The 22,378-nt window shown below is 62.7% G+C and carries 14 protein-coding genes and 1 pseudogene; 6 read left to right on the top strand and 9 right to left on the bottom strand.

Annotation, left to right across the window (positions count from 1 at the left end; all coding sequences use genetic code 11):
* Positions 1-152: 152 nt before the first annotated feature.
* Positions 153-1,730 (bottom strand): annotated as a pseudogene (locus QEN71_RS35105) (methyl-accepting chemotaxis protein); the annotation flags it as partial.
* A gap of 349 nt (positions 1,731-2,079) precedes the next feature.
* On the opposite strand from QEN71_RS35105, the gene QEN71_RS35100 reads away from it, so the two are divergent.
* The 4 genes from QEN71_RS35100 to QEN71_RS35085 all read left to right on the top strand — a co-directional run bounded on the left by QEN71_RS35100 (position 2,080) and on the right by QEN71_RS35085 (position 5,717).
* Positions 2,080-2,457, top strand: coding sequence for a response regulator transcription factor (locus QEN71_RS35100; protein WP_201651954.1), 378 nt, complete (start codon positions 2,080-2,082; stop codon positions 2,455-2,457).
* A gap of 191 nt (positions 2,458-2,648) precedes the next feature.
* The gene (locus QEN71_RS35095) at positions 2,649-2,927 is read left to right on the top strand and encodes an HU family DNA-binding protein (RefSeq protein ID WP_201651956.1); all 279 of its coding nucleotides are present in this window, start codon (positions 2,649-2,651) and stop codon (positions 2,925-2,927) included.
* A gap of 563 nt (positions 2,928-3,490) precedes the next feature.
* A complete protein-coding gene (fliD, locus tag QEN71_RS35090) occupies positions 3,491-4,918 on the top strand; it encodes a flagellar filament capping protein FliD (RefSeq protein ID WP_201651958.1) in 1,428 nt (475 codons plus the stop codon).
* A 505-nt stretch (positions 4,919-5,423) separates the two neighbouring features.
* Positions 5,424-5,717, top strand: a complete 294-nt coding sequence (locus tag QEN71_RS35085) for a PsiF family protein (protein WP_201651960.1) — start codon at positions 5,424-5,426, stop codon at positions 5,715-5,717.
* Between the two features lie 303 nt (positions 5,718-6,020).
* Here QEN71_RS35085 and QEN71_RS35080 read toward each other — a convergent pair whose 3' ends face one another.
* The 3 genes from QEN71_RS35080 to QEN71_RS35070 all read right to left on the bottom strand — a co-directional run bounded on the left by QEN71_RS35080 (position 6,021) and on the right by QEN71_RS35070 (position 12,394).
* Entirely contained in the window at positions 6,021-9,296 is a 3,276-nt protein-coding gene (locus QEN71_RS35080; RefSeq protein ID WP_201651962.1) for a hypothetical protein, read from the bottom strand.
* A gap of 143 nt (positions 9,297-9,439) precedes the next feature.
* Complete coding sequence (locus tag QEN71_RS35075) at positions 9,440-10,450, bottom strand: hypothetical protein (RefSeq protein WP_201651964.1); 1,011 nt, start codon at positions 10,448-10,450, stop codon at positions 9,440-9,442.
* Between the two features lie 135 nt (positions 10,451-10,585).
* The gene (locus QEN71_RS35070; RefSeq protein WP_201651966.1) at positions 10,586-12,394 is read right to left on the bottom strand and encodes an ABC transporter ATP-binding protein; all 1,809 of its coding nucleotides are present in this window, start codon (positions 12,392-12,394) and stop codon (positions 10,586-10,588) included.
* Between the two features lie 425 nt (positions 12,395-12,819).
* Here QEN71_RS35070 and QEN71_RS35065 point away from each other — a divergent pair, with 425 nt between their 5' ends.
* Both QEN71_RS35065 and QEN71_RS35060 read left to right on the top strand, forming a co-directional pair.
* A complete protein-coding gene (locus QEN71_RS35065) occupies positions 12,820-13,506 on the top strand; it encodes a response regulator (RefSeq protein WP_201651968.1) in 687 nt (228 codons plus the stop codon).
* Positions 13,507-13,508: 2 nt separating this feature from the next.
* Positions 13,509-14,600: an ATP-binding protein gene (locus QEN71_RS35060; RefSeq protein WP_201651970.1), complete on the top strand. Its 1,092-nt coding sequence runs from the start codon at positions 13,509-13,511 to the stop codon at positions 14,598-14,600.
* Between the two features lie 64 nt (positions 14,601-14,664).
* On the opposite strand, the gene QEN71_RS35055 is transcribed toward QEN71_RS35060, so the two are convergent.
* The 5 genes from QEN71_RS35055 to bamA form a co-directional block, all read right to left on the bottom strand.
* On the bottom strand, positions 14,665-15,642 hold the full coding sequence (locus QEN71_RS35055; RefSeq protein WP_201652043.1) for a lysylphosphatidylglycerol synthase domain-containing protein: 978 nt from the start codon (positions 15,640-15,642) through the stop codon (positions 14,665-14,667).
* Between the two features lie 20 nt (positions 15,643-15,662).
* Entirely contained in the window at positions 15,663-16,517 is an 855-nt protein-coding gene (gene hpnK / locus QEN71_RS35050; RefSeq protein ID WP_201651972.1) for a hopanoid biosynthesis-associated protein HpnK, read from the bottom strand.
* Positions 16,514-17,938 (bottom strand): hopanoid biosynthesis associated radical SAM protein HpnJ, encoded by a 1,425-nt coding sequence (gene hpnJ, locus QEN71_RS35045; RefSeq protein WP_201651974.1) that lies wholly within the window; start codon positions 17,936-17,938, stop codon positions 16,514-16,516. Before hpnJ ends, hpnK begins: the two co-directional genes overlap by 4 nt.
* Before the next feature lie 45 nt (positions 17,939-17,983).
* The gene (gene hpnI / locus QEN71_RS35040; protein WP_201651976.1) at positions 17,984-19,222 is read right to left on the bottom strand and encodes a bacteriohopanetetrol glucosamine biosynthesis glycosyltransferase HpnI; all 1,239 of its coding nucleotides are present in this window, start codon (positions 19,220-19,222) and stop codon (positions 17,984-17,986) included.
* 449 nt (positions 19,223-19,671) lie between these two features.
* The gene (gene bamA, locus QEN71_RS35035; RefSeq protein WP_201651978.1) at positions 19,672-21,975 is read right to left on the bottom strand and encodes an outer membrane protein assembly factor BamA; all 2,304 of its coding nucleotides are present in this window, start codon (positions 21,973-21,975) and stop codon (positions 19,672-19,674) included.
* Positions 21,976-22,378: the final 403 nt, after the last annotated feature.

The raw sequence follows: 22,378 nt of genomic DNA, 5'->3' as shown, positions 1-22,378 counted from the left end.
GAACGCGTGGAGAAATATTGAAGTTGCGCGTCGCGCACTACCGTGGGGTGCGCACTACCGTGTTCCAGACGTCTGTGGTTGGCAGGCCCGGGCCCATCGCCTCGGGCCCGTGGCAAGCCGGAAACCCTGTTGACGCTGACGGCTCACGCCACCGCGGCCTGCGCGTCACCCAACCGGAAGAAGGTGACCGACTTCGTCAGTTGCTCGCCCTGGTCTTCAAGCGATCGTGAGGCAGCCGCCGCCTCCTCGACGAGCGAGGCATTCTGCTGGGTCACCTGATCCATCTGCGCAACGGCCTTGTTGACCTGCTCGATGCCACGACTCTGCTCGCTCGAGGCGGCGGCAATCTCGCCCATGATGTCCGTGACCCGCGCGACCGCCTGTGTCACCTCGCTCATCGTCTTTCCTGCGTTGGCCGCGAGCACCGAACCGTTCTGGATCTTCCCGACCGAACTGGAGATCAGCTCCCGGATTTCCTTGGCCGCGCCCGACGAGCGCTGGGCGAGATTACGCACTTCGCTCGCGACGACGGCAAAGCCCCGCCCCTGCTCGCCCGCGCGCGCCGCTTCGACGGCGGCGTTCAGCGCGAGGATATTGGTCTGAAACGCAATGCCTTCGATGATGCCGATGATGTCGGCGACCTTGCTCGAGCTCTGACTGATGTCTTCCATCGTGGCGACCACTTCGCCCACCACGGCGCTGCCACGCCCCGACACTTCCGAAGCATTGGCCGCAAGCGTGCTCGCCTGCTGCGCGTTTTCCGCGTTCTGCCTGACTGTCGAGGTCAGTTCTTCCATGCTCGATGCCGTCTCCTGCAGCGACATCGCCTGCTGCTCCGTTCGCGTCGAGAGATCCGCATTGCCTGCGGCGATCTGGCTCGACCCCGTCGCGATATTGTCGGCCGCAGCGCGCACCTGGCTGATCAGCCGCACGAGACTCGCCTGCATCTCGCCCATCGACGCCAGCACGCTCCCCCCGGGCGCCCGATTCACGCCCGCGACGGGACTCAGGTCGCCGCCCGCCACGCTGCGTGCGGCATGACTGAGTGCAGCCGGTTCCGCGCCCAGCGTGCGCATCAGGCCGCGCGTGATAAGAATCCCCGCGGACAGCGCAGTGCCGAGCGCCGCAAGACAGAAAACAACCAGCAACAGCCGCTGTGTCGCGTACTGCGCATCCGCATCAATGATCAGTTCCGTCTGCTGCTCACGCGTGTTCTGCGCAAAATCGTCGGTTGCCTTGACCAGCGCGTCGAGCAGCGGCCGGCACTTCTGGTCGAGCATCGAGACCGCTTCGTCATGACGGTTGTTCAGGGCGGCGTCGACGATCGCGAGCGCCACCGGGCCGTATTGCGCTTCGATGTGGTCGATATTGGAGACGAGGCTTCGCGTTTTCTCCGTTACGCCGGATGCCGTGCTCAGTTCCTTGAGCTGGCGCAGCCGGTTTTGCACATCGGCGTGCGCCTGGTTCACCGCCACCTTTTCCGCCTCAATATCGGACGGCTTCGTGACCAGTACGAGATTGCGCGCCGCGATCGCCCTGCGATCGACTGCCGTGCGCACACGTATCGTCATGTCGGCGCGCGCACTGACGCCCGCAAGATAGTCCCGGAACCGCTGGTTCGCGTCATAAAGGGCCTTCAGCGAAAATCCCGACACTACCATCACCATCGCGGCGATCAGACCAAATCCAATTGTAAGCTTGGTCCTCACGCTCATCCCGTTCCCGTTCATCGTCCTCGCTCCCATCACAGCCTGTAAGGTCAACCCCGTGCGATCCAGACGTTATTGCCCGACCCGCACCAATGCCGTTATGCGATCACCCCGGCAGGCTGTCTATCGGCGGCCTCCATGCAATCTTGATGTTGACCCGGACTGGAAAACGTTTGTCTCAGGGTTTCTGATGATCGATCACGCAATGGTGTAGCGCAAGTGCACGATTAATCGATAAGGTTTCCCTGAAATTAGATCCTAACCAGGATTCCTAATTTGTTTAGATCATGTCGAGAAGTAATGGAGATGGTTGACCCCGGCGCGGCGCGAAGCGAGCATCGCGAGATCCGGAAGCAGACCGGCGACAGGCATGCGCATCGCCATCCAGAGCAGAGGATCCAGTATGCGAATACTAATTGTCCACGACGACTTTCAGACAACCCAGGCGCTCTGCACACTCGCTGTACGGGAGGGACATCAATGTCTGATGGTCAAGGCATCGAGCGAAATCGAACTGGCAGCGGCAGACTTCAGACCTGACATGGCGTTGCTGAACTCGCATGCTGATGCCGGGCAAAGCAGGATCCTCTGCGCGGAGCTCCGGTCAATCAGCGTGTTGACGCATTGCCGGATGGTCGCAATGTCGGAAGACAGATCGCTGGAAAGCGACCCGTCGCCCTTCGACGTGGTGCTGATCCAGCCATCCGGTTTTGACGAGTTCCTCGATCTCCTTGACCTGTTCGGCTGAGGGTGTCTATGCGCCCACATCGCCCAGGCGCATAGGCGCAGCCCGTTTCTGCACGGTCAGTCATGCACCGACAGCCATGTGTGGTCACGAGGTACCCCGGAACTTTTGCAGACGCAACCCGCCGGCGTACGCGGCACTTATCACTCAAGCTGTATCAACCTCAGATCAACCCCAGCCAGAAAGGAACTGCAATGAACAAACAGGAACTGATCAACGCCGTCGCCGATCAGACGGGCGCCACCAAGGCGCAAACGGGTGAAGCGCTGGACATCCTGCTAGACGTGATCAGGAAGACGGTGTCGAAAGGTGAAGCCGTCCAGTTGATCGGCTTTGGCAGTTTCGGTTCGGGCAAGCGCGCAGCACGCCAGGGCCGCAACCCGAAGACGGGGGAAACCCTCAGGATTCCGGCCGCAAAGACCGTGAAATTTACGGCTGGCAAGGCGTTCAGAGACGCGGTCAACAAGCGCTGAAACCCTCCACCTGATCCCCCGACACCCACCGCCGGCGCGTTTTTTCGTCGGTGTTTTCTGAGGCTGGGCGTCGTGCACGTTGCCGTTGCGTAGCGGAAGACCGCTCGGCGTAACAAGGATAATTGGCATTCCTCTTTACCAGAATGCTCCCATTGGATGATCGCCAATGGACCACGCCCGAAGACCGTCGCGAATCCGGACAATCTGTATGTTCCCATTCAAGCGCTTTCAAGATGAATCTTTATTGATTTGGCAAGACCAGTGATTCGAAATTAACCATTTCATCACTGCTTCTCGACATTATCTCAACCAATTCTCATTAATCGATACGCACTCCAAATAAATATTAAAGTTTCGATTTACCCGCGCCGTCATCCACGACAAGGCGATCCGACAGGCGTGCAAAAGACGCCTGTCGGACAGCCTCCGCGCCTCATGGCCAGAGACGTTTCTGACGCCGGCGGAGACACCCTGATCCCTGCCCTGCTGGCGGGCAAATCCCGTAACGGATCCTGAAACCCCTCAGTGAAAAACTGGTGGCGGTCGTTAATCGGAGTAACCAGATGGCATCCATGTCCAGAACGACTTCATCGACTGACACAACAACATTACTTCAGCAGGCTGCGCAATCCATTATCAGCGGCTCGACCAAATCGACACTTGATGTCAATTCACTGGTGTCGGCAATGGTGACGGCGAGAACGGCTGCTCAGGCCGCGGCGCTGACGACCAGGCAGAACGCTGATAATGCAGAACTGTCCGCGATTGGCAAGATCAAATCGGCGCTCGCTGCGCTGCAGACTGCGCTGGCCGGCCTGTCCGACGGCACAGCGCTCAACCAGCTGAGCGTCGATGCAAGCGGCGACGGCGTGGCGGCGACCGTCGCATCTGCGAAAGACGCCACGGAGGGCAACTTCAGTATCGCCGTCAGCGGCATCGCCACCGGCAGCAAGATTTCCTCGCGGGCGTTTGCCGCCGGGGCGAGTCCTGGCAGTGGCACCCTGACGATCGGCTCGGGCAGCAGCTCCATGCAGTTGAACGTGTCATCATCGGATTCGCTGTCGTCGATCGCGAAGGCGATCAACACGGCGCCAGCCAATCCTGGCGTGACGGCAAGGGTAATCACGGCGACGGACGGGCAGCACCTGGTGCTTGCGTCCAGACAGACGGGCGCGGCTGCCAGCGTCACCATTTCAGCGGGTGCTGGCCTCGACGCGAGACTGAACACCGCCAGCTTCACGCAGATCAGCGCCGGGAAAGATGCAACGTTCTCCATTGACGGCAATCCCGTCACGAGCGCGAGCAACACCGTCATGAACGCGATCACGGGCATTACGCTCAATCTCACCGCCGCGTCGGTCGGCACCACGCAGACGATATCGATCAGCAAGGATGCCGACGCGTCGGTGAAGGCCATCAACGACTTCGTCACCGCCTACAACGGATATATCAGCACCGCAAAAGGCCTGACCTGGGACGCGACCCAGCCCTCAGGCAAACAGGCCGGCCCCCTGCTTGGCGACGCCATGACCACGTCGATCACGACCCGTCTTGGCAGCCTGATCGCGCAGGGCATCACGGCAGGCAACAAAACGTTCAGTCTGTCCGCGATCGGCGTGAACCTGAAGCACGACGGCACGCTGGCAGTGGATGGCGGGGCGCTCAAAACCGCGCTCACAGGCAACAGTCCGGCCGTTTCAGCATTATTCAATGTGAAGACGGGCATCGGCGCCGCACTCAATGCGTTCGTCAGCACGTACACGAAATCGAGCGGCAGCATCGACCAGCGTACACAGACGCTCAATGCCGAGCTGGGCAAACTCTCCGACCAGGCTACACAGCTCACGCGTTACCAGGAGACGCTTACCCGGCAGTACAACGCGCAGTTCTCCGCACTCAACCGGCTCATGACGATCATGCAAAACAACACCCAGTACCTGAACCAGCTGTTCGGCGGCGGAGGACTGTCCGGCACGCTGCGCGGTCGCTAGGTCACCAGGTCGCCTGAACACGACTGAGCCATACGGATGACCATGACGTACGACGTTGCGAAGGCGCCTGCCAGCGGGTGACGCGATCGATCAGGCCGATCCTTTTGTCCCGCTTCGGCGGGACGCAACGTTCACCCGGCCTGCGGCTCACTGTGCCCACAGGGCTACCGGCGTTATCCGGCGCCGCGTCGGCCGTTGCGGCCAAAACGACGCTGGACGCGACCATCGCCTCCGGTCTTGCCGCTGCTGCGAGGTGTCGGACCATCCCTGGCCAGCGTCCCGACGCGGCTCGAAGGCAAGCGGTTTCCTCAGGGCGGCTCGCGCTGGCGAATGCGAGTGCGCCGCCCGTGTTCATCAAATCCCGACCGATTGTGGACGGTTTCTGATGCCAGAGCGCGCACCATTCAATGCACCGAGACGGCCAGCGCGCATCGCACAATCCACCTCGCTTAATGGCCGCCCGTTTAACGGTCCTGCAGCATCCACAACCATGATGGAGTATCCCGTGAAAATTCAAGCCATTGTCACCGCCCTCGCCCTCACCAGTTGCCTCGCTGCTCCTGCATTCGCCCAGAACGGCCAGCCAGCGCCCACGGCCGATTGCAACCGCCAGGCCGGCGACAGGAAGGGCGATGACCGCAAGGCATTCATCAGGAACTGCATGTCGACGAAACCTGCGGCTGCGTTGACACCGTCGTCGCAGCAGGACAGGATGAAACTGTGCAACAGTCAGGCTGGCGAGAAGAAAGGCGACGATCGCAAGGCGTTCATGAAGGCCTGCCTGAGCGGCAAGACCTAAAGGCCGTCGCGCCCCCGAACTGATCCAGTACACGGTACGGAGACGCCATCCGCAAGCAAATCACGTTCACGCACCGCTCCATCGACACGAAGGACCAGCGATAACCTTCTGTCCGACTGTTTTCTCGGGCTCCGGGATAGCGCCCTCGAGTGTTCCGGAGCGTTCACGGCCGACCCGATGGGTCGGCTTTTTTTGTTCTTCTGGAGTACTGAAGCGATGTGTTGGGTGGCGTTGCGATGTGTTGTGTCATGGCAGGCCTTTCGCCTCCGTCTGCGTGACCGCGCTTCCCCTGTCCCGATGGCCTCAGTCGATCCCGCGTGCCGTTACGTCCCATCGAAAATGCAGCACGATGGTTCCCTCTGTCTCCGGCGCCCACTCCACGTCGACGAGATGGCCGGTCCCGGGCGCGGCGGCATACTCCAGTTGCACAAAGGCCTCCTGCGCAAGCACGTAGCCGTGTTCCCCCGCCAGTGCGCTGGTATGAACGGCAATGTCGTCCAGATAGCCCACCACGCTGCGCACGTCGTTGTTGCGCCGGTAACTGAACGTCAGTTTTTGGAGCTCATCGCTTTCGACGCGTCGATACTTCGCAAGCAGCTTTTGCGCGAGCGCCGCGGGCGCAGCGAGAACGGGTGTCTGCCCGCGCTCGCGCAGCGCTGCCGAGCGCCTGCGAAGCTCCTGCGCGAACGTGTCCGCGCTCATGGCAGGAAGCGCCTCAACCTGATGTCCGTGTAGATACTTCTGCAGCACTGAGCCGCCAACACGGTCCGACAGGATCGAACTGAACTGCTCGATCATCCGGTCAAAACCGTGTTCGAACGGTGGCTCTGTGAAAACCCCCTTGCGCACACCCTTCATGGCAAGGGCCGTCAGTTCTGCGGCCGGCGGCACGCTCGTGTACCCTTTGACCACCGAGAGCGGGAAGGCTCTCGCCGGTTGTTCCTGAATGTGCCGGGAGACGGCGTCCGACACCAGCCGGATGCGAGCCGGCGAGACCTGCGCCCTCACCACGCGTTCCTGACGCGCCCGGGACGCGGCCTCCAGCACCTCGTCGAGTGCGTCCCTGACAGCCTTCAGCGCCTCGTCCTCTGTCGTCGTGCGTTCGAACGCCTGACGGACCCTGCCGATCACCTGCTGGCGGGAAGGCAGGCCCGGCCAGTCCAGCGCATCCCTGAGCGACCTTACACGGTGCGCGAGCCGGTCAAGGCGCTGCCCATCGTCTGCCCATAGTGGAATCGTTTGCCCGATACCGGTTATCCCGAATCGCTGACGCACCGTCGCAACGGCGAGCAGCAGCTCCACCTGCTGATGGCTCAGGGAGCCCATGTCGATATCCCCGCGCGTCATGTACACGCGCCCGCCCGGATGGCGCGGTTCGAGCGCCTCGTACATCACCTTCACCAGCTGGTCTACGCGCCCTTCATAATGACTGTCGGCCGCCTGCGCCCGCACAAGATGGAGCAGGAGCGTGTCCATCTGCTCGATGCCTGCATCTGTGACCGTCCCGCCTTCGCGGTAACTGCGCCCAGTGAGCAGCGCGAGCGCAAGCTCCAGGCTGAGCGTGGATTCGTCCGCGTCATCCGGCGTCCAGCCCAGAAGGACCAACGCGCAGGCCAGGCGTGCGTCGATCCAGTACCGTCTCAAAATCGCGGACGCGAGGTCACCCGCGACCCGCTTTTCTGCATCGCCTTCTGGCAGACCTTCGATCGTCAGGCGCACGGTTGACCAGTCAGCTTCCGCGCAACTGGCTACATGAAGCGCAAACTCATCATCGGCGCGGGGGAACCGGCTCCATTCGAAGCCCAGAGCGTCCCACCATTTCAGCAACGAATCCACGAACCATCTTGATGCCGTTACGTCGCCGCGCGCGACCGCCTGGCCGAGCATCTTCACGGTCGACACGAGGTACTCCACCGAAAACCGGACGTGGTCCGCGCGCGCCTCCCAGATCCCTTCCGCTGTGCGCGCACGCTTCCATTCACTGGCGAGAGTCAGGTAGTCCCAGGCTTCGAAGAATGTATTGAGTGCGGATTCGTACTGCCCCGCGAGAGGCAAAGGGAGCGTGACGCCGTTGCACCTGTCCCGCGGAGCAAGACCACGCTCGTCCGCCTTTGATGACCACCAGAGCCCGAGCCCGTGCGCGAGCAGCGTCGACAGGTTCAGCGCATAGGCGCGAATGTTGTAGTGCTCTGTGCGGATGCGATTGAGCAGCCGGTAGCTCAGGTGGCAGCAGCGACTGTAGTACGCGGAGCCCAGATGCGCATCGGCCGCCGCGGCCAGCACCAGCTCGCGATAGCTGTGGATCCATTCCTGGTGAAGGCGGTGTGATCCAAATCCGTACGGATCAGGAAGAAGTGCAACGTTATCCCGTCGCCCCTCACCGTCGACATGGCTGCCGCCCCGGATCAGGCTGGCGTGCAGATCCACCAGTCCGGATATGGTCTCCACCGCGGCCTCATATCGACGCTGTTCCAGGAACGCAAGCGTCTCAGCCGCCAGTTCATCGAAAAACCCAACTGTCGTCAGATGCGGCCGTGGCCGGCGCAACACGATTGCCATGCGCATTAGAAACGCGAAGAGCCATCCAGGCTCAACACCGTTCCGTATCCTGCAAAGCGTGGTTGGTCCTGACACGTCGTCGCCAGGTGAGACGTCGAGGACGAGCAGCGCCCCACCCGCACGCCACGAGCGTCCTTCGTCCACCGCGGGCGCAACGGGCTGTGCGCGCAACCACACTCGCGTCGCCATACGCAGCACACGCAGCCGGACGTCAGCCACCCGTCGTGTTCCACGCACATCCATGGTGACGGTGGGGTCGCCTTCGCCCAGCGAGAAGTACATCACTCTGGGCGCCCCCGTCTCCCCGTGCGCCTCCTCGCCCGCATCATCCGGCATGGAGCCCGGCTGCGGTTCGTTCTGGAAGATCAGTCCCGCGAGCCGCTCGCGCGCATCATGGGGAAGCGCATCGGCGACGGCATAACGCGTGAACACCGCGAGCCGCACCGAGTCGTCGACGTATTGCACCGTCCGATAGAGGAAGACCGCGGTCAGGATCGTGTTCGCGATAAACCATGCACCATCACCTACGGTCATCATCGCAATCCACGATGCGCACACGTAGGGAATGGCGAGGTACTCAGCCGCCATGACGGCCAGCAGGATCAGCGAACTGATGCCCGCGGGCAGCACCAGGGCATCACGCAGATACAACTGGAGGCTGAGGCGGGCGGTGGCGCGCCGCTGCAGCAGTACCGCGACGAACGCGATGACGATCGGATACACGAGCGCGGTAATCGTGGCCTGCACGGACCACAACGCGCTGAAGTACGAGGAGAACTGGGTGTTATCCCACTTGTCACCTGGCGACGGACGCTCGCCCGCCCAGTACCACAATGCAGCGCACGCCATCTTGAGAGCGAGCAGCGCCAGGACGCAAGCGACGGGGTGCGCCACCAGCGCGCCAGTCGCCCGCTGGCTGCGCGATCCGGCATACGCTACAGGTCCGCCCGTGCGTCCCCACCGCAATCGCAACTGTTGATCGACCCGACGTGACAGGTTGTCAAACGCAGCCTTTAGCATGTTCTATTTCCACGTTGATTACGTGCGCGACATGGGTGCCTTTTGTGGCGCCTCTTTCAGGCACCCCTTTTCTCCCGACGGCCGGCACGCGCCTGTGCGATCCCGACCGGTGCGGATGATTATCCCGATGACTGCCCGGAAGGCTAACCGGGCGCGGGGTGCCCAACTTCACCGTCAGCCCATGATGTGCGGATTCGTGCCTCTTCCATGACTGTCAGGAAGTACTCGTTAAAGTACCCGCGCATGAAAAAGCCCATTCCTGGCACAATCTCGGGCGGCAAGGCAACGGTCCGCTGCATCGCGATGCTGAAGGTTTCACAGGCGACAAGCGTGCGGTAGACAACCACCGCGATGGCTGGCGTGAGAGGGACCAGGTCGTTGGGCTGGCGCTCATCGTCGCGCCAGATGCCGAACGTCGAGAACGGTCTGCGCTTCTCGTGTACCAGAAAATCCGACTCGCCGCTCATGATGCCCGACACCTGCGAACCGTTGTGTATGAGGTTGTCCCGGATCGTTCGCAGGTCCATAAAGAAGGGCGCACTCGACGCGTAGAAGTCAGCCAGTTCCGGCGACAGCCCATATTTCTCCATCAACCGCGCCGCCGTCACGGGCTGACCTCCGACAATCGCGACATCCGCGAACGAGCGCGGCATGCCGCTCTTCCTGTGTACAGGATCAACCAGATGGACCATCGACCAGAGCCGGGTAACCACTTCCTGGAGCAGATCGAAGAAGCTTCTGCAGACCAGGAGGATGTACTCGACTTCCGTCGCCGCCATCCTGCCTGTACCCTGCCCGACCGTCTCGCGACTCGCATGGAGCAGCTTCAGTTTCGACAGGGACGCGGACAGATTTGCGATGTCATCCATGATCCCTGTTACCGCGCGTTTGAGCTCGGGAAATGCCGCATGCTGTGCGATGAAATTCAGGAAACGGAAATGCATGTCGGTTGCCGATTCCGGCTGTCTGGCGAAGTAAAAGCCTTCTGCCGGCCACGCGATTTTCAGCTCGATGAGCGTGTGCTCAGACGTTGACGCCCAGAGTCGCCAGCTTTTGCCATCATGGAACGTCAGGCTGCTCAGAAAGCGCCCTTCCAGCGCCGACACATCGATGAACGGGATGGATGCGAGCTGCGATAGTTCGATAGACGCCATATTTTCTGACCGTCTCAAAAGGCAGTTGCGGATATCTGTCACGGGCCGTGTGCGCACGGGCGCCACCCGACCAGGCTCCAGACGATACCGCAGAACGCCGTTTCCATGCGCAGGGAATCCGATCCCCAGCCCGCGTCATGCACTATTCATGGAAGCGACCAGTTCGGCGTAAAGGCCCGAGCGTCTCATCAGTGTGTCGTGATTCCCGTGTTCGACGATGCGTCCGTTCTCGAGCACCACAATCTGGTCGGCGTTGCGCACGGTGGACAGCCGATGCGCGATCGTGATCGTCGTGCGGTGTTGCGCGAGGATGCCGAGCGCGTCGGACAGGAGGCGTTCCGTGCGCGTGTCTAGCGCGCTCGTCGCTTCATCGAGCAGCAGCACGGGCGTATTGCGCAACAGGGCGCGTGCCAGTGCAATGCGCTGCTTCTCGCCACCCGAAAAATGGTAGCCCGCCTCGCCCACCGTCGTCTGCAGTCCGTCCGGCAACGCGTCCACCACGTGACCCAGTTGCACGGCGCGCACGGCAGCAGACAGTTCCGCGTCGGTCGCATCTGGCCTGGCGAAACGCAGGTTGGCCGCGAGTGAAGCGTTAAAGAGATACGGTTCCTGGGTGACGACGCCGACCATCGCCGTCAGCGTTTCAAGACTCAGATCTCGAATGTCGATGCCGTCGTACGTGATCACCCCTGCGTCCACGTCGTAGAGGCGCGCGAGCAGCCAGGCGAGCGTCGTTTTCCCCGAGCCGGTCGGTCCCACGATGGCGACATGCGATCCTGCGGGAATGTCGATGCTCACCCCCGCCAGAGCTGGCGCATCGCTCCTCTCATACGTGAAAGACACGTTCTCGAGTCGAACCGCGCCGCGCATCGCGTTGCGATCGAGCGTGACGGCGTCATGCTTCTCAACGATGCCCGCCGGCTTGTCTAGGTACTCGAAGATGCGGGCGAAGAGCGCACGCGCGGCCCGGATTTCGATGCCCGCCTGCAGTACGCCCGACAGCGGCCAGAGCAGCTGTTCCTGCAGCGTGATCATCGCCACCAGCGTACCCACGGTGACAGCGGAGCCTGGCCGCATCAGTGCGCCGCCCGCCAGCAGCGTCAACGCCGGGAGCACGGCGAGCGCGAAATAGACAAGACTCCATTCCCACTGGCCCGCCGTGTGCGAGCGCACCTCCAGATTTCCGACGTCCTGTGAGGTGCGGGTGAATTCGCGCGTCAGGTGGCGCGCGCGGCCGGTCGTGCGCGCGAGAATGATGCCGGGAACGGAGAGCGACTCCTGGATCGTCGACGACATGTCGGCGATGCGTGCCTGCTGCTCGTGCGCGATGGCCTCGCGCATTGCCCCGACCCGGTGCTGCAGCCACGCCAGCGCGGGCACGATCGCGAACGAAAAGAGCGCGAGCCGCCAGTCCAGCATGAGCATCGCCACTGCCGTCATGATGGCGACGCTCGCCTCGCGGGTCAGCTCGATGCCCGTTCGCGTGACCAGCGACTGCAGACCGCCTATGTCGCTGGCGATGCGCGACTGGATTTCCCCCGTTCGCGTATCGGTGAAGAATGACAGCGACAATCTCTGCAGATGGACATACACGCGCACCCGCAGGTCGTGCATGATGGCCTGCCCGATCCTCGAGGCAATCAGCGTCTCCAGCGTACCCACGGTCGCCGTCGCAGCGGCGATGACCACGAGCGCCGCAACAAGCTCACCAAGCAGCCACAGGTCCGATGCCGGCAGCGCGTCGTCAATGATGCGCCGGATGATAAACGGTGTCGCGATGCCGGCGATGGACGTCAGGGCAATCAGGCCGAGTACGGCCGCAAGGTGCCTCGAATAGGGCCGGAAAAGCGCGACGATCCGTTCACGGGAAACGTGGCGGCGCGCGAGCGCCCGATAGCCCGTTGGCGCGTCCGACTCGGGCGTCGCAGTATTTCGGTCTGGCATTAAAAGCTCCGTGAGCACGATGGATGCGTTGTCCCGGGGATCCGCCGCGCACCGCGCAGGATGCTCGCAACATGCATGCACAGTACGTCAACGGCGGCGCCGCACGACCCGACGGGACGTTTTGCGCCCCCTCTCGCGTCCCTTTAGCTGGCGAGGCCCGTCGCATCCGGGTTCAGACCTCCTCCATGGTCCAGCCGGGCCGTCCAGCCGCTGTCGATGAATGATGGAGATCCGCTGCAGACCTTGGATCGAAACTACTGGACCCTGTCGTGCCCGGACACGCCGCGGAAACCTGGAAGGACCGGCCGTACGGGCGCACCGGAAATATTGAGATAACATGGAGATTCCATGAATCCCATTGATCTGGGCGCGTCATCACACCAGGATGGCGATGTTCTGAACATCGCGTCGAAATATCCCGCTCCATGAATGCTCTCATCCTGATCGCCGAAGACGAACCGGAAATCGCCGAAATCCTCGATGCCTATCTCACCCGTGAGGGATTTCGCACCTATCGCGTCGGCAACGGTCAGTCGGCTCTGGACGTCGAGCCCGTACTGAAGCCGGATCTGATCCTGCTGGATATCAAGATGCCCGGTAAGGACGGATGGGAAGTGCTCACGGAACTGCGCCGTCGTAGCGACACGCCCGTGATGCTGATCACGGCGCTCGACAAGGATATCGATCGCCTGCAGGGCCTGCGCATCGGCGCCGACGACTATATCGCCAAGCCATTCAATCCCGTTGAGGTCGTCGCACGCGTTCACGCGATCCTCAGACGCACGGGGATGCATGGCGCTCGCAGCGTAATCAGGGTCGGGCGACTGCAGGTCGATACGGAAAGCTATGTCGCGCAGATCAGCGACAGCGATGCAAACACGACTGTCCTTCCGCTGACCCTGACCGAGTTCCGGCTGCTCGCGCATATGGCGAGGTCACCCAACCGGGTATTTACGCGCAGCGAACTGGTCGACGCATGCCTGCGCGGGGGCGACGCCCTTGAGCGTACCGTGGACAGTCACATCAGCAACCTGCGAAAGAAACTGGCGCGCGCGGGCGCGCCCGAGATCGTCGCGGTCGTACGCGGTGTCGGTTACCGCCTGGAAGAGTGACCATGAGCAGGCGCGCACGCCTCAGTTTCCAGATCGTCGTCTCGATGGGCCTGGTATCGGTGATTACGATGCTGATCGCGTTCGTGATCGGCCTCATCTTTTATGGCCTTTACTACACGTTCTGGCCACAGTTCACCGAGCCGGCCGTCCCGGAGAATCCCTACATCCCGGACCCCGCCGACTATCTGTTCCTGCTGATATCCGTGCTGTTTGGTCTGGTGGTTGCCGTGATCGTGGCGTTGCGCCTGGCCAAGCGGATACTGGTGCCACTCAATTCGCTCGCCGAGAACGCCCGTCGCATCGCCACGGGAGATCTGACCGCGCGTTCGGTGCCAGGCGATCGATCGCTCGGCGAGACGGCGCTGCTCGTCGACGATTTCAACGCAATGGCCGAGCGGCTCGAAGGCATGACGAGCGAAATGACCGCCTGGAATGCTGCGATCGCCCATGAATTGCGCACCCCCCTGACGATTCTGAGGGGGCGGCTGCAAGGCCTGCGCGATGGCGTGTTTGCACCCAGTGAAGCGCTTTTCGCAGGTCTGCTCGATCAGGTCGAAGGGCTGTCCCGGCTGGTCGACGATCTGCATATCGTGACCCTGAACGACGTCGGTCGACTCGAACTGCACCTCGAACCGACCCGGATCGACGTCACTGTCCAGCAGGCCGTGCTATCGGTTGAAAACGCGCTGCGCGACGCGGGCTTTAACATCCAGGTCGTCACCGTCCCGCTTCATCTGTATTGCGACGCGGCGCGCATCCGGCAGACGTTGCTCGCGCTGCTGGATAACGCACGCCGCTATGCCGTGCCCGGCGCCGTGCGCGTCGAACTGTCGGCGCACGGGCGCGGATTTCTGCTGGTCGTGGAAGACGAAGGCCCGGGCCTGAACGCCGACTTCGCGCGCCATGTCTTCGAACCCTTTAGCCGCGAGGACGCCTCACGCTCGCGCAGACTCGGCGGCTCGGGGCTGGGCCTGTCCGTGGTCCGGGCGATCGCCCGGGCGCATGGCGGCGAGGCCCGCTATCGTGCTTCGAGCCTGGGCGGCTCGGCGTTTGAGCTTGAGATTCCTGCCACTTTGCCCGGTCCCGTCGTCTAAGCCGTCACGCGCATTGCGCCTGACCATCTTATGCATCGTCTCGCGCGCCGCCCCACTCACCGCCTCACGCGCGCACGGCCCGCTTCGATTCAGCGTATTGCCACGACGCGAGTGCGGCGCAGCCCAACACCAGTTCGCGCCCCCGCCTGACGAGCGCGAGTGAGAGCGCCGCCGCTTCGTCGACGCCGAACAGCCGCGCGAGCAGCACGACAACGGCTTCCTGCACGCCCAGCGCCCCAGGCACGAAGAACGCGGCATGCCGCGCCGCCTGCGCAAGCGCCTCGACGGCAATCGCCCCGCCAGCCGACACGGGATGCCCCAGTATCCATAGCGCGACATACACCTCCGACGCGCCCAGCAGATAGCCCGCGAACTGCCAGACAAACGCCCGCAGCAGCAGGCGTGGCTTACGCACCAGCGCATCGATTGCGGCATCGAACCGAGCGCCGTCGATCCGAAGAGGCCAGCGCCCGCCCATCGGCAGAAGTTTGCACCAGCGCACGGCCCCCCGTTCGAGCGCGTGAAACAGCCCGCCACGCCGCAACACCACGAAGCCGACGACAGGTAGCGGCAACGACAGGACGAGCGCTGCGCCTACTGTCACGAGGAGCGCGTTGTGCCCCGTCTGGGCGACGATGATCACGAGGCCGAGCGCGGCGAACACGTACTGGACCGCCATCGTGACAAGGACTTCGACGATCACCGACGCGCCCACCACACCCGTGTCGTCGATCTTCCACCGCGCGAGCCGCACGCCGACGAATTCGCCGCCGACGCTCGCCACGGGCAACAGTCGGCTGACGGCTTCGCGCACCGTCGCCACCCACCACAGATACGTGAGTGAAACGCGCGAGCCGAGCAGCAGCCGCCACGCGTGCGCATCAGGCAGCAGCGTCATCGCGTGCAGTGGCACAAGCCACAGTAGCGCGAAACCCGCCGCGCCGATCGCATGCTGCACATCGCGCATGCCGGCGTGCAGCGCGAGCGCGACCAGCAGTGCGATACCCGCGGGCAGGCCCAGTCGCGTCAGCCACGTGGTCAGCCTGGGCCACTTCAGCCACTTCAACCGTCCTCTCCCCACTGTGCGAACACGTCCGCAAAGCCGCCCATGAACACCCCACTCGCAGCCATCGCCGAAGCAACGCGCCTGGAGCGGAGCGCAGCGAGTTCATCACCGTGACGGTATCGGGTCATGGTAGACGTGATTGGCCCGACGCCCGGCACGGCGGGATGGCAGTATATTTCGCCGACGCCCGGCGGCATCCGCGCGAGCGCGGTGAGTAGCGCCTGTTCGTCGAGGCGTCCCGTCTGCGACAGGCCGATCACGTAGTCGTTGTGCGCGATCCCCGCCTCATCGAGCTGCCGGCCTACGCCCGTTATCCACGGCCTGAGCCACATGGGCGCGCCGGGTTCATAGGGCAGCCGCATCGCCTTCATGCCGAAGTCGCGGCCCGTCTCGATAATCAGCGCCAGCACGGTCGGATGCAGATGAAAGTGCTTGTGCGTGTTCACGTGATCGAGCCGCAACCCCGTACGTGCGAACGCTTCAAACTGGGCGCGGATTTCAGCCTTCAGTTGCCGCCGCACTTCAGGCACGAGAAAGCGGAAGCTATCGCGCACCATCCTGTCGCCCAGGCGCCCGCGCCCGTCTACGAGCGCGGGGACCAGGTGTTTCGCCAGCATCGGCGAGCCATCAGTGAGCACGAGATGTAGACCGACGCGCAGCGTGGGCAGGCGCTGTGCGCACCGGATCGCTTCGGCGGCTGCAGGCGCCGCGACCATCAGGCTTGCCGCTGTGAGCACGCCATCCTGATGCGCACGTTCGACAGCTTCATTGATACGTGTATGCAGGCCGAAGTCGTCAGCGGTGACAATCAGTGCGCGTGCCGGCCTCGTTCGGGTCGCACGTTGCATCATGCCTCATGAGCCCGCAGGAAGCGGAAAAATTCGACGCCTTCGCGCAGACGGCGCTTCATCATCTCCCAGCTCACCAGCATCTCGCGCACGATTTCCCAGATCTTCGACGGGCGGAAATAGAACTGCCGGTAGAACTGTTCGAGGTGGTGATAGATCTCTTCGCGCGACAGATGCGGATAGCCGATCGCCGCCAGCTGCACGCCTTCCTTGCTGACGAGATTGATCACCTTGTTCTCTTCGAGCCAGCCGTTGTCGACGGCCTGCTTGTAGAGCGTCGTGCCCGGATAAGGCGCGGCGAGCGACACCTGGATGGTGTGCGGATTGATGTCCTTCGCGTACTCGATGGTCTTCGCGATCGTCTCTTTCGTTTCGCCCGGCAGGCCGAGAATGAACGTGCCGTGAATCTTGATGCCGAGCTTGCGACAGTCTTCGGAAAAGCGTCGCGCGATATCCGTGCGCAAGCCCTTCTTGATGTTCAGCAGGATCTGGTCGTCGCCCGATTCATAGCCGACCAGCAGCAGACGCAGCCCGTTTTCCTTCATGATCTTGAGCGTCGCGTACGGCACGTTCGCCTTCGCATTGCACGACCACGTCACGCCGAGCTTGCCGAGACCGCGCGCGATTTCCTCAACGCGTGGCTTGAAGTCGGTGAAGGTGTCGTCGTCGAACATGATCTCCTTCACTTCGGGCATGTTGTCACGAATCCACTTCACCTCTTCGAGCACGTTCTCGACGGAGCGCGTGCGATAGCGATGCCCGCCCACCGTCTGCGGCCACAGGCAGAATGTGCAGCGCGAACGGCAGCCGCGTCCCGTGTAGATCGACACATACGGATGCTTCAGATAGCCGATGAAATAGTTGTCGATCTTCAGATCGCGCTTGTAAACGGGCGCGACGAACGGCAACTCGTCCATGGTTTCGAGGATCGGGCGCGCTTCGATGTGTTCGATCGAACCGTCGGCGGCGCGATAGCTCAAGCCCTTGATCTGCGCGAACGGCAACCCTTCGGCGATTTCCTTGCACGTGAAGTCGAATTCCTCGCGGCAGACGAAATCGATCGCGTCGCTCGCCGTCAGCGAGTTATGCGGATCGACGGCGACTTTGGCGCCGACCATGCCGACCAGCACCTTCGGCGCGCGCGCTTTCAACTGCTCGGCGAAGAGCGCGTCCGTCGGAAACGATGGCGTGCTCGTGTGGATCACGACCACTTCATATTCCTGCGCGATGGCGAGCGATGCGTCGACGGACAAACCGTCGGCGGGCGCATCGAGCACACGGCTGTCGGGCACCAGCGCAGCGGGTTGCGCGAGCCACGTCGGATACCAGAACGAGCGGATCTCGCGCCTGGCCTGATAACGCGACCCCGCGCCGCCGTCGAAACCGTCATACGACGGCGCCTGCAAAAATAGCGTCTTCTTCATCTTCTTCCTGCACGGTTTATCGTCATCCGGACGCGGGCCGTGCCGTCACGGCCCGCGTCGGGCGTCTCCATCGACTATGCCGGGCACATCAGTGAGCCCGGACCGGAAACGGGTCGTCGGTCGCTGAGCTCCGTCGACACTCATGCGCACACCCCGCCACCTGACGGTGGAACCGGACAGTCCGGCGAGCCATTCCCCAACCAGCAGCAGGTCACGCACGGGCATCAACGCCAGCCCTGTCCAGAACGCCCTCCGTCCCGCGACGGTTAACGAGTGCAATGCGATGCGTGCCGACACGCCCATCGCCAGTGCGAAGGCAAGCGCAACCTGCAGACCGTAATAGAGACCGTCACCCAGCCAAACGGCAAGCCAGGCGCCACACAGGATCCAGGGCAGCGTGATGGTCACGAACAGGAACGAGAAACCCGCGCGGTTCACCGAGCGGATGGTGCGCAGCCAGCGCGTCTCCCGATCCCATAGCGCCGGGAGCGTGTCTTCTGTGACGTCCGTTTCTACGATAACGGGCGACAGCACTGTCTTCAGGCCCAGTTCCCGTACGTGTGCGGCAAGCCGGTAATCGTCGGCCAGCGTGTTCCTTAAGCGCTCGAATCCTCCTGCGCGCTCGAGCGATGCACGCCTGAGCGCGAGCGTCGCGCCGAAGCCAAAGCGCGTCGATCCGAACAGGTGGGCAACGCGGACGGACGGAACGAACCACGCGTTAATGAACTGCGCGCCCACCTGAGACCAGAACCCTGCAATGCCGTTCGCGCGATAAAGACACGTGACGACGCCAACCCGCGGATCGGCGAGCGGCGCGCAGATCCGCTCCAGATAATCGCGTCCAACGGCCACATCGCTGTCGGCGATCACGATGGTGTCGTAGCGCGCCGAACGCTGCAGGTTGATCAGGTTGCTCACCTTCCGGTTTGAGCCGTGAATGCATGGATCGATCACGAGCACGATGCGATGGCGGGGATACGTCGCCTGTAACCGCACGACTGCCGCCACGGCGGGATCGTCCGGGCTGCATACCCCGCAGATCAGTTCGAAACACGGATGCGTCTGCTCGCAGAATGTTGCGAGATTCTCGAAGAGTCGCGGTTCGTCGCCGCATAGCGGCTTGAGCACGCTAACCGCCGCACCGACGGGCACGCTGGTTCGCGCCTGCGCATTGTGACGCGCCGCGGCCGCGATGCGTGAACGCCACACAATCACCGCTACGACCGCGATGACGGCATACAGCGCAGCGCCCGATACGAGCGTCGTCAGTAACCAGATATGCATGGGTGGATATCCGTTCATGGTCAGTACTGTCTGTGGATGGCTAACGGGTGCCTGCGATCCAGCACCTGCGACCCGCCTCGCGAACCTTTGCTTGCCGAGCGTACGCGAGCCATGTAGATGTCGAATGGAGAACCCGCGGATAAATCAACGCCATCATCCATGCGCCTGACCGCCCGCATCACCCGATATCTGCCCAGGCGAAAAGGTCGTGCTGCAGTAAAAAAGCCGACCCGGGTCGGGTCGGCAAACTGACTCCAATCAGGGGAAGTCGAAGTCAAACGACACGTGCAGCAAGGCACCTTCTGGCGCTGAGCCTCACCACCACTGCATGGTGATCCGTCTGTGTCCAGCAACCATCGAGCTGGCGTCGAGATCTGATGGACGTGGCCGGCACCCGCACCATCTGTTCAACGCCCCGCTCGCACACACACCTTGCGGCAGCGCGCAGATCAGAACGCGGTGCCAATCTGAAACTGGAACTTCTGATACCGGTCGCCTGCATGCTTGACAAGCGGAAAGCCCAGACTCAGCTTGAGCGGACCGATGGGCGAAATCCATGCGAGGCCCAGGCCGTAGCCGTATCGCAACCCGTTTGCGCCGATGCTGTTGCCTTCGGTCCCCCAGACGTTGCCTGCGTCGAGAAATGTGAACACCCGCAGCGTACGGTCATAGCCCGTGCCGGGTAACGGAAAGGACAACTCGACGTTGCCGACGACCAGCTTCGAACCGCCGATCGGGTCACCCGACTTCGCGTCGCGCGGACCGAGTGAACCCGGTTCATAACCGCGCACAGAACCGATCCCGCCCGCGAAGTAGTTCTTGAAAATCGGGAACGGCTTGCCGCCCAGCCCCCCGCCGTAGCTGCCCTGCAGATTGAGGCCCAGCACAAAGCCACGTGCGAACGAGTAGTAGTACTGGGCCTGCAGGTCCGCCTTGTAGTACTGCGTGCCGGCGATGGGCGTGCCGTACTCGGCGTTCGCCTGTGCGAGGTAACCGCGGCCGGGTACGAGCGCACTGTCGCGCGAGTCACGCGACCAGCCCACCGTCACCGGCACGTTGTTCGACACGCGGCCGAAGCTCTTCACATAGTCAAGATAGCTTTGCGGCGTCCTGCTGTTCACGTCGAGCGTGTTCTGCTCGAAGCCCAGCCCGAAGTACACCGTGTCCACTTCGGAGAACGGGATGCCGAACTTCAGGTCGCCACCCAGCTTGACGATCCGGAAGGTTGAATCGCTCGCGGAAATCAGCGGCTGGTACGTACGGTAGTAGACGTCGGTAATACGCTTGATGCCGTCGACCGTGAAGTACGGGTCGACCTGCGTGACCGTCAGCGTGCGGTACGTCTTCGCGGTGTTCACGTTCACCGACAGGCTCGTACCCGAACCGAACACGTTGTCCTGCGACACGCCCGCCGACAGCACCACCTTGTCCGTCGACGAGAAGCCCGCGCCCAGCGTAATCGCGCCCGTCGGCTTTTCTGCGACCTTGACGTCGACGTCCACCTGGTCCGGCGTGCCTTCGACAGGCGCCGTCGTCACGTCGACGTCCGTGAAGTAGCCGAGACGGTTGATACGGTCCTTTGACAGCGCGAGGCGGTTCGAATCGAACCACGCGCTTTCGAACTGGCGCATTTCACGACGTACGACCTCGTCGCGCGTGCGCGTGTTGCCGCCCACGTTGATACGGCGCACGTACACACGCCGTCCCGGACTGACCTGCAGCGTCAGGTCAACCTCGTGACGTTGCGGGTCAATCTGCGGCTGCGCGTTCACCGTGGCGAATGCATAGCCGTATTCGCCCAGCCTGTCGACGATGGCTCTCGTCGTCGCCTGCAGCTTCTCCGCCGAAAAGCGCTCGCCCGGTTTGATCCCGACCAGCTTGTTCAGCTCGGCCTCACGCTCGAGCACGTCGCCGGCGAGCCGGATGCTTCTGATCGTGTACGGCTCGCCTTCGTGCAGCTTCACCGTCAGGTACATGTCCCTCTTGTCCGGCGTGATCGACACCTGGGTCGACTCGATGCTGAACTCGAGATAACCACGGTTCAGATAGTACGAGCGGACGTTCTCGAGGTCGCCGGTGAGCTTCTCTTTCGAATACAGGTCGTTCTTCGTGTACCACGAGAACCAGTTCGGCGTGGACAGCTGCATTTCGTCGCGCAGCGTGCCCGTGCTGACCGCCTGGTTGCCGATGAAGTTGATCTGACGGATCTTTGCGTTCGGTCCTTCGATCACGGCGAACAGGACGGCAACACGGTTGCGGTCGATCGGCGTGACCGTCGTCGTGACTTCAGCGGCGTAGAAGCCGCGTGTCAGATACTGATGCTTCAGTTGCTGTTCGGCCTTCCCGACCAGCGCCCTGTCAAAGTACCGGCCCTGGGACAGACCGACGGCGCGAAGCGCCTTGATCAGGTTGTCCTTCTCGAACTCGTGCAGGCCGGAAAACTCGATCGCGCCGATGGCGGGACGCTCGAGCACCTGAACGATCACCACGTCGCCTTCTGTGGCGATCTTCACGTCGTTGAAGAAGCCGGTTGCATACAACGCCCGGATGGCCCCAGACGCCTTCTCGTCGGTAAACGTATCGCCCTGCCTGATGGGAAGATAGGAAAACACCGTGCCGGGTTCGACCCGTCTGAGCCCTTCGATCCTGATGTCTCTTACGACGAACGGCGCGGTTGCATAAGCGACGGGGCCATGTGCGGCGACTGCCGCGGCCAGAACGATCTTGAAAACAAGGCGATGAAGTTTAAACAACGTATGTCCTCTGTGTTATGGCTGCATCGGGCCGGGCATTCGGCCGCGTGGACGTCGCCGGGCAAATCAGGTCGCGTCATCACGGGTAGGCTGGCCACGTTTGCTGGCCAAGTTTGCTGGCCACGGCTGAGTGGCGTTGAATTGCGTCCGGACGCAGTGCGACGGCAGGGAAAGCCTGGTCGGCAGGCGCACGCCGCACTCCCCGACGTCGCCGGGCAGCTCGCCCGTAGTCCCGGTCAGTGGACCGGGCAGAAACTGATCAGTACTCCGCCATGAAAGAAGGCGGCGGCAGGGCGTGTGGCCAGACGCCAGGCGCTACGATAGTGGGGGGGATTGGAGGATTACTGGAGATTTCTCGGGCGAATGATGAAGCCGGTCGGGCCGTCGCGCCCTGCATGCGGCA

The organism is Paraburkholderia sabiae (assembly GCF_030412785.1).
GTDB classification, from domain to species: domain Bacteria; phylum Pseudomonadota; class Gammaproteobacteria; order Burkholderiales; family Burkholderiaceae; genus Paraburkholderia; species Paraburkholderia sabiae.
This window is presented reverse-complemented; position numbering and strand designations above follow the sequence as displayed.

Bases quoted from the DNA above. Each gene is read 5' to 3' on its own strand.
- hpnJ (WP_201651974.1), bottom strand. From the start codon at position 17,938: ATGAAGAAGACGCTATTTTTGCAGGCGCCGTCGTATGACGGTTTCGAC.
- hpnI (WP_201651976.1), bottom strand. From the start codon at position 19,222: ATGCATATCTGGTTACTGACGACGCTCGTATCGGGCGCTGCGCTGTAT.
- QEN71_RS35070 (WP_201651966.1), bottom strand. From the start codon at position 12,394: ATGCCAGACCGAAATACTGCGACGCCCGAGTCGGACGCGCCAACGGGC.
- QEN71_RS35065 (WP_201651968.1), top strand. From the start codon at position 12,820: ATGAATGCTCTCATCCTGATCGCCGAAGACGAACCGGAAATCGCCGAA.
- QEN71_RS35060 (WP_201651970.1), top strand. From the start codon at position 13,509: ATGAGCAGGCGCGCACGCCTCAGTTTCCAGATCGTCGTCTCGATGGGC.
- QEN71_RS35080 (WP_201651962.1), bottom strand. From the start codon at position 9,296: ATGCTAAAGGCTGCGTTTGACAACCTGTCACGTCGGGTCGATCAACAG.
- QEN71_RS35100 (WP_201651954.1), top strand. From the start codon at position 2,080: ATGCGCATCGCCATCCAGAGCAGAGGATCCAGTATGCGAATACTAATT.
- hpnK (WP_201651972.1), bottom strand. From the start codon at position 16,517: ATGATGCAACGTGCGACCCGAACGAGGCCGGCACGCGCACTGATTGTC.
- QEN71_RS35095 (WP_201651956.1), top strand. From the start codon at position 2,649: ATGAACAAACAGGAACTGATCAACGCCGTCGCCGATCAGACGGGCGCC.
- fliD (WP_201651958.1), top strand. From the start codon at position 3,491: ATGGCATCCATGTCCAGAACGACTTCATCGACTGACACAACAACATTA.
- QEN71_RS35075 (WP_201651964.1), bottom strand. From the start codon at position 10,450: ATGGCGTCTATCGAACTATCGCAGCTCGCATCCATCCCGTTCATCGAT.